The following is a 14,026-nucleotide window of genomic DNA, read 5'->3' on the forward strand; positions in this document are numbered from 1 at the left end:
CAAAATTTCTGGGGATACCTCAGTAACGATACTGCAATTAAATAGAATATCAATGCAATAACATCCTGACGTTTAATTATGCCTTGCTGTCATTTAATAATAAGGCTTCTCAATATTATGTGCATCAGTTATGATTAAGTGGATTATTAAACGGGAGTCAAAGATGTCGATATTACTTGATAAGCGCGAATTAAAAAAAGCAGCCAAGGAACTTACGTTAGCTAAGTTAAATGATGTTCTGGAAACACTGCAAACTGTACTGGCGGAGCGCCAGTCAGAGATCGATGCCATCAACGAGATTGAGCGCTTCGCCCGTGAAAAAGGATTTACACTGGAGCAGTTAGGTTACAAACAGGTACAGGATGTTGTGCCGGTGTCTGTTGAAACAGAAAAGAATTCAGATAAAAAGCCAGTTAAACCAAAATTCAAAACACTGAACAAAGACAGTCAGTATTTTTATGTTGAGAATGGCAAGTTACAATTATTGCGGACTCATACAATGAAAAAAGGTCTACAGGATCGGGGTATTGATGTGGTACCAGCCGCCAAGGTAGACAAAAAGTTTGCCAAAGATATTGAGCGTTTACTTACTGAAGCCACAGAGCAAGCGGTGGCCAATTTTAATCAGAAAGTTGCCATCTGGAATGCCTGGGCTGCAGCCAATGGTGGTGAGATCCTGCAAAGCCGCTAAGCTTTATCCTTACAGCAGTGCTGAAAAAACCCGGCATGACCGGGTTTTTGTTATTTAAAGCTGTGTTATTTCGGTTGGGCGTCGAGCGACTGCCCGGTCACGCCGATACTGTCATCACTCATCAGATAGAGATACAGCCACATCAGATCAGCCGGCGTTTTCAACTTCTGTGCGTCTTCACCGGGATAGGCCTTGGCGCGCATACTGGTGCGGGTGGCGCCCGGATTAATGCAGTTAACCCGTAAACTGGTTTGATCGAGTTCATCAGCCAGAATTTGCATTAAGCCTTCAGTGGCAAACTTTGATATCGCGTAAGGGCCCCAGAAAGCACGACCTTTGCGGCCAACACCGGAAGAGGTAAAGACGACAGAGGGGTGTGCGCTTTGCTTTAGTACCGGCAACAGTGCCTGTGTCATCAGCATCGGTGCCGTAACATTAACCTGCATAATATCCTGCCAGGTTGGCAGGTCGATATGTTCAAAAGGGGTTAGCACGCCCAGTAAGCCCGCATTATGTAACAGGCCATCTAAGCGCCCGAACTCTGCCTGAATGGTAGCGGCCATATCCTGATAATGTTTCTTGGTCGCGCCTTTCAGATCCAACGGCACTATCGCCGGTTCCGGATAGCCTGCCGCTACAATCTCATCATAAACTGCAGTGAGTTTGTTGGTGGTTTTACCCAGTAAAATGACGGTCGCACCATACTGGGCAAAAGTCATAGCGGCGGTTCTACCGATACCATCGCCGGCACCGGTCACCAGAATCACTTTATCTTGCAGCACGCCAGGCACTGCGCTGTAGTGTTGAGGTATTTGCATAACAGACTCGTCGTGTAAAAAAAATGGCGACAGGATACGCCCAATAACACTATTTTGCACCTTTCTTCACGATATCTGTGTTTTTACTCTAGCGATCTTGAAAACTTTGAGTTAACTTTAACTGGTCGTAGCTGTTAGTCATTAACAGCCGCCTAATTCAGAAATAAGCAGAGTAAGGTTTTGCTTTGCAATAAAAAAATACCAGTGATGGACAGGGGAGAAATTATGAAGAAGCTGGCAATCAGTATTGCTGTCACCGCGGCGCTCGGTTTAGCAGCTTGTGGTGATTCGTTAGACGACATCAAACAGGATGTCGGGCAAGGTGGTAATGTTATTCCAAGTGCCCGGGTTGTTTTTGATCCTACCGCCGGGCAAGTCTCAGTTCCGAACGATTTATTATTTCAGGGTACTACCGATGGCACTCTTACGCTTGATGCCGGTGCCGCGCCTGATTACACCAATCCACAGGTTGCGCTTGGCGCATTAGATGGCTGGTCAACGCAAAACCCATTCAGTATCGCTTTGAGTTTCCCGGCTGGTGTAAGTTTGAATATGGACTCCGCCAGAGCACCAGGTTCAGTGCGGTTATTTAAAGCGCTGATGGGTGATCCGGCGTCTCCGGATACTGCTTGCCGTGCTGTACCACGTGGTCTGGCGTGTAAGATCGTGTCTGAATTACAATATGGCGTTGATTTCGTTTCTGCTGGCAGTGGTAACAGTGTTGCGGTGATTCCGTTAAAACCACTGGAAGCGGCGACGACCTATTTGCTGGCGCTGACAAATGGCTTAAAAGACAGCACAGGTGCAGCAATTAAACCTTCAACAACCTATGAGTTGGTGAAACAAGATTTGGCAACTTTGCCTTTGGCAACAGAATCCCAGCGCGGTTTGCAAGCGGTGATCAACAGCTTCGAAAATACGATGCGTGGTCAAGGCTTGCCATCTGAGAGTATTATTTATTCCGCCGCCATTACGACCCAGTCTACCGGGGCGGTACTGGCTAACCTGAAACAACTGATGGCTTCGCCAACCCCAACCGGTTATGCACCGGGTGCTTTAGTGGTGCAAGATACAGGCTTTACTGTTTCTCAAGTAAATCCGGCATTCGCTAGCTCTCCTGCCTTTCAGAACACCCGTTTATATCAGGGTAGCCTGACGCTGCCATACTTCCTCGGCGTACCCTCTGCTGAGAACGTAACAGCGCCGTTAAATACACGCTGGCTGGCGCGTTGTGATAGTGGTGCCATTATCGCTGCCTTACCACCAAGCATGAAACCATCGACACCAGTGTCAGAAAATGATGGCTTCTGTCAGGCTGTCAGTAATGGCGCCTTGCGTGATTTGGGCGTAGACAGTGCCCGTCATCTGACGAAATTTAATACTATACCCAAAATTAATAGCTATCAGAACGTATCTGTCCAGATGACCGTCCCTTCTGGTGCAACGCCACCTGAGGGCTGGCCGGTGGTGATTTTGCAGCACGGTATCACCTCCCGCAAAGAGGATATGCTGGCAATTACCGGCACGCTGGCTTCACAGGGTTTCGCCACTGTTGCTATTGACCATCCGTTACACGGCAGCCGTGGTTTTAGCTTCTCAACGGCCGATCGCACCTTTAACTTTAATGCGTCGACTAATGCCGCTACCGACTATATGAACCTGTCAAACCTGCTGGTGACGCGGGATAACCTGCGGCAGAGTATTGCCGATATGCTGGCACTGCGGTTTGCGCTGAATAATATCAGCGGTGTGACCATCGACAAGAGCCGCATTCAGTTCCTGGGGCATTCATTAGGTGGTATTACCGGCACTGGTATGGTGGCATTAGCGAATGCTCCAACGGGTAATGCAACTTTAGATGCCGCCTTTAAGGTGGAAACCGCTGTTTTGGCGATGCCTGGCGGTGCGGTCGCTAACTTCTTATTAGACTCACCATCCTTTGGTCCGCTGATTAAAGCCAGCGTAATGTTAGGTGCCGGTGGTGAACTGACCAGTCAGTTTGTAACCTATGTTGCCACTAATACGGGTTGTGGTACGCCTTCTGCAGCAAATCTGGCGACCTGGCCAGCTTGTGCAGCGCCAATCGTCAACCAGTATCTTGCCAGTTTGCAGCAGACCGGTAATACCGCGCAGTTAAACCGTATTACTGCGACCCTGACGCAGTTTGCCTTTGCTGCGCAAACAGTAACAGACAGTGGTGATCCGAATAATTACGCGCAAATGCTGGTTGCCGGTGGTACTCCAACCTATATTATTGAGGTTGTTGGCGACGGTGCGGATAATAAGCCAGATCAGGTTATTCCTAATGGCTTCTTTAACCCGCTGACCGCTCTGGCTCAGGGCCGTATGGCGCTGGCCGGTACTGAGCCTTTGGCGCGGTTACTGAATGCCTCTGCTGTACCAGCACAGGCACCGGGTGTAGCGCTGACAGGTAATGCGTTGACGCGCTTTAAAGCGGGTGACCATAGTTCTATTTTGAACCCGGCATCCAGCGCAGCAGCGACCGGTGAGATGCAGTTCCAGACTGTAACTTTCTTCCTGAATCGCGGTAAGCAGATTGGTGTACAGAATCCGGCGGTTATTGCCGGCAATTAAGGTCTGAGTGACCTTACCCCTAACAGCCCGGCTGCAGAATGCGCCGGGCTGTTGCTTTATGATTTAGTAGTTAAGCATAATAGCGGCTTAGCAGCCATCTTTAACTCGCTTGGCAATAACGTCAGTGGCAGCAGGAGAATATTTTGGCATTTATCTACGAATATGGTTTATTTTTGGCCAAGGCGGCAACGCTGGTTCTTGCTGTGGCCATTATTATTGCGTTAATCGCCGGCGTCGCGCTGAAACAGCGCCCCCGCAAAGGCCAGCTTGAGATCCATGATCTGAATGAAGCCTACCTGCAACAGCAAGAGTTGTTACAGCACTATTTATTGCCAAAAAAAGCCTTTAAAAAATGGCAGAAGAATGCGCAGAAAAGCTATGACCAGTTAACTGAGCAACCCAAACGTCTGTTTGTGGTGGAGTTTAATGGCAGTATCGACGCGCATGAGGCTGAAGCCTTGCGCGAAGAAGTCTCGGCGATCCTGGCGGTTGCTACCACCGAGGATGAAGTCTTACTGAAGTTGGAAAGTGGTGGCGGCGTGGTACATGGCTATGGCCTTGCGGCGTCACAGCTGGACCGGCTAAAACAGCAACAGATCCCGCTTACCGTGGCGGTCGACAAGGTGGCCGCCAGTGGCGGCTATATGATGGCTTGTGTTGCCGATAAGATCCTCGCAGCACCCTTTGCGATTATCGGCTCCATTGGCGTCATTGCGCAGTTACCTAATTTTAACCGCTTGCTGAAAAAGCATGATGTGGATTTTGAACAATTTACTGCCGGTGAATTTAAACGTACCGTCACCTTGTTCGGCGAGAATACCGATAAAGGCCGGCAAAAATTCCAGCAAGAATTAGAAGAGACCCATCAGCTATTTAAAGCTTTCGTTGCCCGGCATCGGCCAGCCTTAACGCTGGATAAAGTGGCGACCGGTGAGCACTGGTTTGGTTACCAGGCGCTGGAGCTGGGTTTGATTGATGAAATCAGTACCAGTGATAGTTACTTATGCCAGGCTTGCCAGCAGCGACAGGTACTGCAGGTTAAATACAGCCAGAAAAAGCGTCTGTCAGAAAAACTGGGTACAGCGGGAGTCAGCTTTGGCACGGCCCTGTGGCAGAAGCTACAGCAGTGGCGTTGGCATTAAGCTAATGGAACAGGCATTTTGGCATCAATGCTGGCAACTGCAGCAGCTTGGTTTTCAGCTCGCAGAACCCCATCCGTTATTACAGGCACATCTGGCAGAGGTGCTTGCCAGCAAAGCGGGTGCACTAAACAGCATAGTGCTGCCATTATGCGGTAAAAGTCCGGATCTGATGTTTTGTCGCCAGTTTTTGCCGGTAACAGGTTTCGAGCTATCACCTATTGCCTGCCATGATTTCTTTAGCGAACAGGGGCTTGGCGTGACAGTGGATAGGTCACCCGCTGCTGCGCCGGACTTTGTGCATTATCAAAGCACAGACATAGAGCTTTGGCAGGGTGACTTCTTTCAGGTGCCGGCGGCATTAATCCAGCGCTCGGCGCTGCTGTACGATCGTGCTGCGCTGATTGCCTTACCCGCACCGATGCGCCGGGCCTATGCAGATAAATTAAAGCAGTGGTTGGCGCTGGGCGCCTCGCTGTTGTTGATTAGTCTTGAATATCCGGAGGCAGAGCGTCAGGGGCCACCTTTTGCGGTATTGCCGGATGAATTAGCGCAACTATTTTCAGGCTATCAGCTCACGTTGCTGCAAAGCCAGGATATTACCGGTCAGGGATTTGGCCGCCGACGCTTGGCGACCAGTCAACTATGGGAAAAAATTTGGTTAATAGAATAGCGCGTGTTGACGTGTCAACACGCGCTGGCAATGGCGAGCTGCCATTGCTATTCCTGCGTTGTTACGCTCAGGAATCGCGCAGGTGATGAAAGTCGATACTTTCTTCTTTTAAGCCAGCGCGCGGATCGTTAAAGACACTTTCATCAAACTCGCCCTCGCTTTTACCGACGACGACTGACACCATGGCATCGCCGGTAATATTGACCGCAGTGCGTGTCATATCGAGCAGGCGATCCACTCCGATAATCAGCGCGATACCCTCAACCGGCAGCCCCACCTGTTGCAGTACCATGGCTAACATAATTAAACCCGCACCCGGTACTCCGGCAGTGCCAATTGACGCCAGTGTTGCCGTGAGGATCACCATTAAAAAGTCAGAAAAGCTAAGGTCGACGCCAAATAGCTGTGCAATGAAGACGGTGGCAACACCCTGCATAATGGCCGTGCCGTCCATATTGATGGTGGCGCCAAGAGGCACAGTAAAAGAGCTGATGGTATTTTTTACACCGAGCTTTTTGGTTACGGTTTCCATCGTGATGGGTAAGGTGGCGCTGCTGCTGGAAGTGCTAAAGCCAAAAAGTGCGGCTTCGCGCATTTTCTTTAAAAAGATAATCGGGTTTAAGCCGGTCAGCGCTTTTAAAATAACCGGATAAACCAATAAGCCATGTACCAGCAGCACCGTTAAAACCACCATAAAATACATAAAGAGGTTGAGGATGGTCTCGTAGCGGATAAAGGTAAAGAGTTTGGCTAACAGGAAAAACACACCATAGGGTGCCAGATTCATCAGTATGGTGACCAGGCGCAGTATCACTTCATTTAAATCGTTAAAGATCCCCGCCAGACGCTCTCCCGCTTTACCGGTAAGCGCCATGGCAATACCAAAGAGTAATGCAAAGACAATAATCTGTAGCATATTGCCAGAGGCCATCGACTGGATAGGATTGGTTGGGAAGATATTGATAAACACCTGCGCCAGTGACGGTGCGGCACTGACATCAAAGGTCGACTCAGCCTGCAGCTCAACCCCCACGCCAGGCCCGGTAAGCAGTGCCAAGGCCATCGCCAGGCTGATTGCCAGCGCGGTCGTGATCAGATAAAGCCCAATCGATTTACCGCCAAGCCGCCCCAGTTTACTGGTATCGGATAAAGAACAGGTGCCGCAGACCAAGGATACAAACACCAGCGGCACTACCAGCATCCGCAAGCTGGCGATAAAGATCTCACCACCAATATGAAAGATACCATCGACAAAGAAGGCGCGCAGCGGTATCGACAGCCCCAACAGAGATAGCTGGCGCTCTTCAGCACCGGCCAGAATAAACTGAAAGAAGATACCGACAGCGATACCGGCAAGCATACCTATTACGATGCGGCTGGTGAGACTAAGTTTTTTTTTGGTTGTCATAAGGCTGAAAATCAGTTTGTTCGCAAAGGTTCCTAGGGTAGCAGGTTGTCAGGCAGCTTTGCAGTCAGGGAATAATTTTTTTTAAATATCGCTGCCGGCTGGATATTTATTAGTTTAAGATACAGAATTAACAAAACTATATAAGAAAGTGCTAGGGAGAGTTTTCATGCTGAAGATCCGGCAACTCTGGGTTGTGTTTGTTATGTTTGCCCTTACCGCCTGTGGTGGGGGAGGAACCTTAGATGGCGGCGGTGGTAGCGGGGGAGGCGGCGGCAGTGGTACAGCGCCAGTCTATCAGTTACAGCTTGAACTATTAAATAGTAGTGGGGCAGCCGCTACCAGTTTGTCGGCCAGTCAACCGCTTACGGTACGGGCGACCCTTACGGCGACACAGAATGCGGTGGTTGCCGGTAAAGTTATTGCTTTTGCGATTGACCCTCCAGGTTTAGCTAACTTGTCGACGTCGACCGGCACGGCCCTGACCGATGCCAGTGGGGTGGCGACCATTACCCTGGCAGTTGGTAGCGCCAGTGGTGCTGGTAGCCTGGTCGCCAGCTACTCTGAGAGTGCAAACGAGGGTAGCACCGTGCGTGCCAGTCGTGCTGTTGGTTTTACGTCAGCCGGTGATGGCGGCGGTGAAACCGGCGTGAATATCGCCAGTGTGCGCCTGCTCGTCGATCGCACTCAGTTAGGCTCAGGTGCCGCCGATGGCATCCAGTTATCTGCCTTGGTACGTGATCGCAATAATGTGTTACTTGCCGGCGTTCCAGTGACTTTCTCTGCAGACTCCGGTGAGCTAATCGTTGTTGCCGCAGAAACAGAGCAGGATGGCGTCGCGAAAGCCCGATTAACCAGTCAGATTGATAAATCTTTACGCGATATTAATCTTACCGCCCGGGTCGGCACCATTGAAGACCGTGTTACGGTCAGAGTGGTAGGTACAACCTTAGAAGCCGTAGCGCCATCAGCTGTAGTGTTAGGTGATAAAGTGTCACTGAACTTTTCGCTGCAGGATGCTGCAGGGCAGGGGATCCCCAATCAACAATTAACGGTAAGTTCAGCGCTCGGTAACCCGCTGAGTGTCACCAACCCGGTAACGGGAGCTAATGGTCAGGTGACTGTACAGTATGATGCGGCTACCAGCGGTAATGATACTTTAACTGTGTCGGCACTGGGTATTAATCAGCAGTTTGCCATCAGCGTTAAAGCTGACAGCTTTGTGTTTTTACCGCAGGCGGGGCAGCCAGAAATCCCGGAGTTTCCACTAAACACGCCAACATCGATGATTCTGGAATGGTTAACCGACAATGTTCCCAATGCCAATCGTAATGTACTGTTTTCTACCACGCGCGGTTTTATTGCCAACACGGCTGCCGGTCTGGCCACTAATCAGGTCGTGACCGAGAACACCACGGGAACAAATGGTCGGGCGGAGGTCTTTGTTCAGTCTGCCTTTGCCGGTCTAGCGACCATTTCAGCGCGCGGTGGTGACAACGAGGTTAATACCCAGCGAGTGATTGAGTTTGTCGCGACCAATCCCACCAAGATCGAAGTGCAGGCGTTTCCGGCACAGGTCGTTCCCGGTGATAGTAGTGCGATCCGCGCTATTGTGCGTGATGCCAACAATAACCCGGTTAAGAATCAGCAAGTCGCATTTTCACTGGATAACAGTGCCGGTGGCTCTATCACTGCGGGTACGGCAGTAACCAACTCTCAGGGTGTTGCAACTACCTCATTCACTGCCGATCAAAATACTGGTGGCGGTATTAACCGTAACAACTTAGTTGTGAAAGCTTCGGTAGGTGGTAACAGCACGATATCTGACTCAACAGATATTAGTGTGGGCGGTCGAACACTCTTTTTTAGATTTGGCACTGGCAATATTATTGAGTCTCCTTCGGCTAGTCTTTACAGAAAAGAGTTTTCAATTATCGTTACTGATAGTTCTGGTAACCCAGTTGCAAATCAGCCTTTAAATGTAGCTGTTGTTCCAGTTCGGTATCGAAAGGGGGAATGGAAGCCTTTTCCGACACCGCCTGAAAGTTTTAAATACTTTATTCCAGTTAAATCGACTATCGAGGATTTTTGTGGTAATGAAGATGTAAATTTCAATGGTATTTTAGATGACGGCGAGGACGAAAATGGTGATGGTCAACTTACTCCTGGTAATTTGGCAACAGTGCCCAGAACCGTGTCTTCTAATGCCGATGGTATCGCAGTGTTTCATGTAACTTATCCTCGAGATGTTGGGGCTTGGCTTGACGTTAGGTTGCAGGTATCAGGTTTTGCCGGAGGAACTGAAAACATTAGTTACAGGGAGTATCCTCTTGATGTCGCAGCAGCCGATATAACCCAAGAGACGGTTCAGCCTCCGCGGAATCCATTTGGTGAAGCATTAACCTGTTCGGATCCAAATTAGTACATTCGTCCACAAAAAAGGAGCCGTTTGGCTCCTTTTTTGTATCAATACACCGACGAGTTAATGTCGGCGGTAATTATGCTTAACGCTGGAAGCTATATACCGACCCCAGTTTTAGAATTTGCGTCAGCTCATCTAAAGCGGTGCGGGACTCAATCATTAACTGTGGGTCCGCCAAATCCGCTTCGCTTAACTGGTCGCGATAATGCTTATCAACCCAGCTATTTAGCGTGGCAAATAGCTGCTCATTCATCAGCACGGCAGGGTTAACGGCCTGGCGCTCCTGCTCGTTCAGGACCACTCTTAACCGCAGACAGGCTGGACCACCGCCATTACGCATGCTTTGTTTAACATCAAAGTATTTTACCTGGCGAATGGGGGTATCCTGTTGGCATAACTCGGTCAGATAACGGTGTACACCGGCATGTTCCTGACATTCGGTTGGCGCGATAATCACCATCTCGCCGTTGGGTAAATTGATCAGCTGGGTATTAAATAAGTAAGTATTAACCGCATCGGCAACCGACACTTGCTGATCCGGCACTTCAATAAAGTGCAGGCTGCTGTCGTCGCCAAATTTACGCCGGATCTCAGACAGTTTTTGTGTCGTATCCAAAAAGGCTTGTTGATGGTAAAACAGCACGTTGCGGTTGCCCACAGCGATAACATCGTTGTGGAACACGCCCTGATCAATTACCGCTGGATTTTGTTGTAAATAGACGGTGCCATGCTCACTTAAGCCATGTAAGCGGGCGACGGCCTGACAGGCTTCCAGGGTTTGCCGCGCTGGATATTTCGACGGTGCCGGCTTACTGCTATCAAAGGCGTGACGGCCATAAACAAAGATTTCGACGCCGGCTTTGGCGTAATCACTGCACAGGCGGGTATGGTTAGCAGCGCCTTCATCGCCAAAGTGATCGTTATCTGGCAAGTGTTGGTGATGGGCGAAGTGGCGCTGATCACTGAACATGGCACGCAAAATCCGGCCTGTTGTTTCCGGCTCTAACGAGCGGTGAAATTTATTGGTCAGGTTAGCCGGAGTAAAGTGTACTTTACCGTCAGCGGTATCGGCACTGGGTGAGACTGTCGCTGCATTGGCGGTCCACATACTGGACGCCGAGCAGACCGCCCGGTAAACTTCCGGCGCCTGTTTGGCCGCCTGGGTAATAACCTCGTTATCAGAGCCAGTAAAACCCAGCCGGCGCAGCGCGGCAATGTCAGGCCGCTCCTGCGGCGCTAACACGCCTTGTACCATGCCAAGGTCATGCAGGGCTTTCATTTTCTGCAGTCCTTGTTTGGCGGCTTGCTTGGGGCTGGAGGTATTACGGGCATTGTTTAGTGAGGCAACATTGCCTACTGATAAACCGGCATAGTTGTGCGTCGGCCCAACCAGGCCGTCGAAATTGGCTTCATAAGCTTGCATTAAGTTTATCCTTATTTGTGGCGACGCTGTTTTTGTTTTTTTTACGGTCGCGGGATCATGTGCTTCATTTTGTTATGGTCAGAGACTGGTCGATTCAGCGAAAAAACCAGCCAACAGGCATAATAATCAGTTTGAGCACTTGTCACAACAGCGGTTTGCGGATATACGTTTAAAAAGGGGCGCCGTTTACGGCCAAATGCTAAGGATCTTTGGATTAAAAATGGCAAAATCACTGGTAATAGTTGAATCACCGGCTAAGGCAAAAACGATAAATAAGTATCTGGGTAACGACTTTGTCGTGAAATCCAGTGTCGGGCATATCCGGGATTTACCCAGTAGCAGCAGTAAAGACAAGGCCAAAAGCGCCGATAAAAGCTTAAGTAAAGCCGAGAAAGAATATCAGGCGCTGGTTGACCGGATGGGCATTGATCCCGAGCACGGTTGGAAAGCGCGTTATGAAATTCTAGCGGGTAAAGAAAAAGTCGTTAAAGAGCTCAAGGCGCTGGCAGAAAAGGCGGATACCGTTTATCTGGCAACCGACTTAGACCGTGAAGGGGAAGCCATTGCCTGGCATTTACGCGAAGTGATCGGCGGTACGCCTGAAAAATTTAAGCGGGTGGTATTTAACGAAATCACCAAAAATGCCATTACCCAGGCGTTTGAACAGCCGGGTGAGTTGAACCTGGATCAGGTTGATGCGCAGCAAGCGCGACGTTTTCTGGACCGGGTTGTTGGCTTTATGGTGTCGCCGCTGCTGTGGAAAAAAGTCGCCCGGGGCCTGTCTGCGGGGCGGGTGCAGTCTGTAGCGGTACGCCTGGTAGTCGAGCGGGAGCGGGAAATTAAAGCCTTTGTGCCCGAAGAGTATTGGAGTATTGATGCCGATACACTGACCCAGGCAAGGCAGGCACTGCCGCTGGAAGTAGTGAAACAAGGCGGCAAAGCGTTTAATCCGGTTAATAAAGCCCAGGCCGATGCCGCACTTGGCATATTACGGCAGGCCAGCTATCAGGTGCTGGAGCGGGAAGATAAGCCCAGTAGTAGCAAACCGCAAGCGCCCTTTATTACCTCGACGCTACAGCAGGCAGCCAGTACCCGTTTGGGTTATGGCGTGAAGAAAACCATGATGTTGGCGCAGCGTTTATATGAAGCTGGCCACATTACCTATATGCGTACTGACTCCACCAATTTAAGTGCGGAAGCGGTATCCAGCTGCCGTGATTATATTGCAAAACAATTTGGCGCCGCCTATTTGCCGGCAGAGCCGGTAAGTTACGGCAGCAAAGCCAACGCACAGGAAGCGCACGAAGCCGTAAGGCCATCAGATGTGTCTGTTCTGGCTTCAGCACTTGGCGATATGGAAGCCGATGCGAAAAAGCTCTATGAGCTCATTTGGCGTCAATTTGTTGCCTGTCAGATGCCAGCAGCGCAGTACGATGTCACCAATATCACTGTCGCAGCCGCGGATTTTGAGTTAAAAGCCAAAGGCCGGGTATTGCGCTTCGACGGTTGGACCCGGGTGCAACCGGCGGTAAAGCGCAAAGGCGAAGAAGAGCTGGAATTGCCGGATGTTAAAGCCGGAGAGAGTCTGGCGCTGGTTGATTTGCATGCGGCACAACATTTTACCAAGCCGCCGGCCCGTTTTAGCGAAGCCAGTCTGGTTAAAGAGTTAGAGAAACGGGGCATCGGCCGGCCGTCGACCTATGCTGCTATCATCTCTACCATTCAGGAGCGCGGCTATGTGCGGGTTGACAACAAGCGTTTCTACGCCGAGAAAATGGGAGAAATCGTTACCGACCGTCTGGTAGAAAACTTTGATGATCTGATGAACTATGATTTTACCGCCAATATGGAGCTGAAGCTCGATGATATTGCAAAAGGGCAATTAAATTGGCGTAAAGAACTGGACCAGTTCTATCAGGGTTTTAACGCAAAATTGAAAACCGCCGAGCAGGAGCCTGAGCTCGGTGGTATGCGGGTGAATCAGTTTGTATTAACCGATATTGCCTGTCCAACCTGTGGCCGGCAGATGGGGATCCGTACCGCCTCTACCGGGGTATTTCTCGGTTGCTCAGGCTATAACTTACCGCCAAAAGAGCGCTGTACCACCACCATGAACCTGGTGTCGGGTGAAGAGGCGGTGTTGGTGGCTGATGACGAGCTGGAAACCGAAGCGCTGCGGCAGAAAAAACGTTGTCAAAAATGTGGCACCGCAATGGATTCTTATCTGCTGGATGAGCACCGGAAGCTACACGTCTGTGGTAATAACCCGCAGTGTGATGGTTATCAGGTCGAACAAGGGGCCTTTAAACTGAAAGGTTATGAAGGGCCGGAGATCGAGTGTGATAAATGTGGTGCTCAGATGCAGCTGAAATCCGGCCGCTTTGGTAAGTATTTTGGTTGTACCAACAGTGAATGTAAAAATACCCGTAAGCTGTTACGTAGCGGCGAAGCAGCACCGCCAAAAGAAGATCCGGTGCATCTGCCGGAACTGAAATGTGAAAAGTCAGATACCTACTTTGTGTTGCGTGATGGCGCCTCAGGGGTGTTTTTGGCGGCGGCGAATTTTCCGAAATCCCGCGAAACCCGGGCACCTCTGGTCAGCGAGTTAAAACGCTTTAAAGACCGGCTATCGCCGAAGTTCCATTATTTGGCCGAAGCGCCGGAGCAGGATCCACAGGGTAACCCGGCGATTGTACGTTATAGCCGCAAGACCAAACAACAATATGTGATGACGGAGCAAAATGGTAAAGCCACAGCCTGGTCGGCCTGGTATGAAAATGGGCGTTGGGTGGTCAGCAGTAAGTAAGACTAACTAACAGTAACAGGGGCTAAGGCCCCTCAGACTGCTGACAAAGTCCTG

The 14,026-nt window shown here is 50.2% G+C and carries 9 protein-coding genes; 6 read left to right on the plus strand and 3 right to left on the minus strand.

All coding sequences use genetic code 11. The features are described 5' to 3' along the window. The first annotated feature begins 163 nt into the window (after positions 1-163). Positions 164-691: an H-NS histone family protein gene (locus A9165_RS14965; RefSeq protein ID WP_065956490.1), complete on the plus strand. Its 528-nt coding sequence runs from the start codon at positions 164-166 to the stop codon at positions 689-691. Between the two features lie 65 nt (positions 692-756). Here the strand turns inward: A9165_RS14965 and A9165_RS14970 are convergent, their stop codons facing one another. After that, positions 757-1,509, minus strand: coding sequence for a YciK family oxidoreductase (locus A9165_RS14970; RefSeq protein ID WP_039925608.1), 753 nt, complete (start codon positions 1,507-1,509; stop codon positions 757-759). Positions 1,510-1,734: 225 nt separating this feature from the next. On the opposite strand from A9165_RS14970, the gene A9165_RS14975 reads away from it, so the two are divergent. The 3 genes from A9165_RS14975 (at position 1,735) to A9165_RS14985 (ending at position 5,916) form a co-directional block, all read left to right on the plus strand. Further along, positions 1,735-4,104 carry a VolA/Pla-1 family phospholipase gene (locus A9165_RS14975; protein WP_065956484.1) on the plus strand — a complete coding sequence of 790 codons (2,370 nt, stop codon included), beginning with the start codon at positions 1,735-1,737 and terminating at the stop codon, positions 4,102-4,104. Positions 4,105-4,247: 143 nt separating this feature from the next. Further along, a complete protein-coding gene (sohB, locus tag A9165_RS14980; RefSeq protein WP_065956485.1) occupies positions 4,248-5,246 on the plus strand; it encodes a protease SohB in 999 nt (332 codons plus the stop codon). Further along, positions 5,200-5,916, plus strand: coding sequence for a thiopurine S-methyltransferase (locus A9165_RS14985; protein WP_255365743.1), 717 nt, complete (start codon positions 5,200-5,202; stop codon positions 5,914-5,916). Before sohB ends, A9165_RS14985 begins: the two co-directional genes overlap by 47 nt. Before the next feature lie 67 nt (positions 5,917-5,983). On the opposite strand, the gene A9165_RS14990 is transcribed toward A9165_RS14985, so the two are convergent. Further along, positions 5,984-7,324 (minus strand): dicarboxylate/amino acid:cation symporter, encoded by a 1,341-nt coding sequence (locus A9165_RS14990; RefSeq protein WP_008949749.1) that lies wholly within the window; start codon positions 7,322-7,324, stop codon positions 5,984-5,986. Positions 7,325-7,490: 166 nt separating this feature from the next. Here A9165_RS14990 and A9165_RS14995 point away from each other — a divergent pair, with 166 nt between their 5' ends. Beyond that, positions 7,491-9,743, plus strand: coding sequence for an Ig-like domain-containing protein (locus A9165_RS14995; protein ID WP_065956487.1), 2,253 nt, complete (start codon positions 7,491-7,493; stop codon positions 9,741-9,743). An 82-nt stretch (positions 9,744-9,825) separates the two neighbouring features. Here A9165_RS14995 and astB read toward each other — a convergent pair whose 3' ends face one another. After that, complete coding sequence (astB, locus tag A9165_RS15000; protein WP_065956488.1) at positions 9,826-11,166, minus strand: N-succinylarginine dihydrolase; 1,341 nt, start codon at positions 11,164-11,166, stop codon at positions 9,826-9,828. Positions 11,167-11,386: 220 nt separating this feature from the next. Between astB and topA the strand changes: the two genes are divergently transcribed. Continuing rightward, positions 11,387-13,972: a type I DNA topoisomerase gene (topA, locus tag A9165_RS15005; RefSeq protein WP_065956489.1), complete on the plus strand. Its 2,586-nt coding sequence runs from the start codon at positions 11,387-11,389 to the stop codon at positions 13,970-13,972. Positions 13,973-14,026 lie beyond the last annotated feature (54 nt).

Source organism: Alishewanella sp. HH-ZS (assembly GCF_001704375.1).
Classification (GTDB): Bacteria; Pseudomonadota; Gammaproteobacteria; order Enterobacterales; family Alteromonadaceae; genus Alishewanella; species Alishewanella aestuarii.

Bases quoted from the DNA above. Each gene is read 5' to 3' on its own strand.
- A9165_RS14965 (WP_065956490.1), top strand. From the start codon at position 164: ATGTCGATATTACTTGATAAGCGCGAATTAAAAAAAGCAGCCAAGGAA.
- A9165_RS14970 (WP_039925608.1), bottom strand. From the start codon at position 1,509: ATGCAAATACCTCAACACTACAGCGCAGTGCCTGGCGTGCTGCAAGAT.
- A9165_RS14975 (WP_065956484.1), top strand. From the start codon at position 1,735: ATGAAGAAGCTGGCAATCAGTATTGCTGTCACCGCGGCGCTCGGTTTA.
- A9165_RS14990 (WP_008949749.1), bottom strand. From the start codon at position 7,324: ATGACAACCAAAAAAAAACTTAGTCTCACCAGCCGCATCGTAATAGGT.
- A9165_RS14995 (WP_065956487.1), top strand. From the start codon at position 7,491: ATGCTGAAGATCCGGCAACTCTGGGTTGTGTTTGTTATGTTTGCCCTT.
- astB (WP_065956488.1), bottom strand. From the start codon at position 11,166: ATGCAAGCTTATGAAGCCAATTTCGACGGCCTGGTTGGGCCGACGCAC.
- topA (WP_065956489.1), top strand. From the start codon at position 11,387: ATGGCAAAATCACTGGTAATAGTTGAATCACCGGCTAAGGCAAAAACG.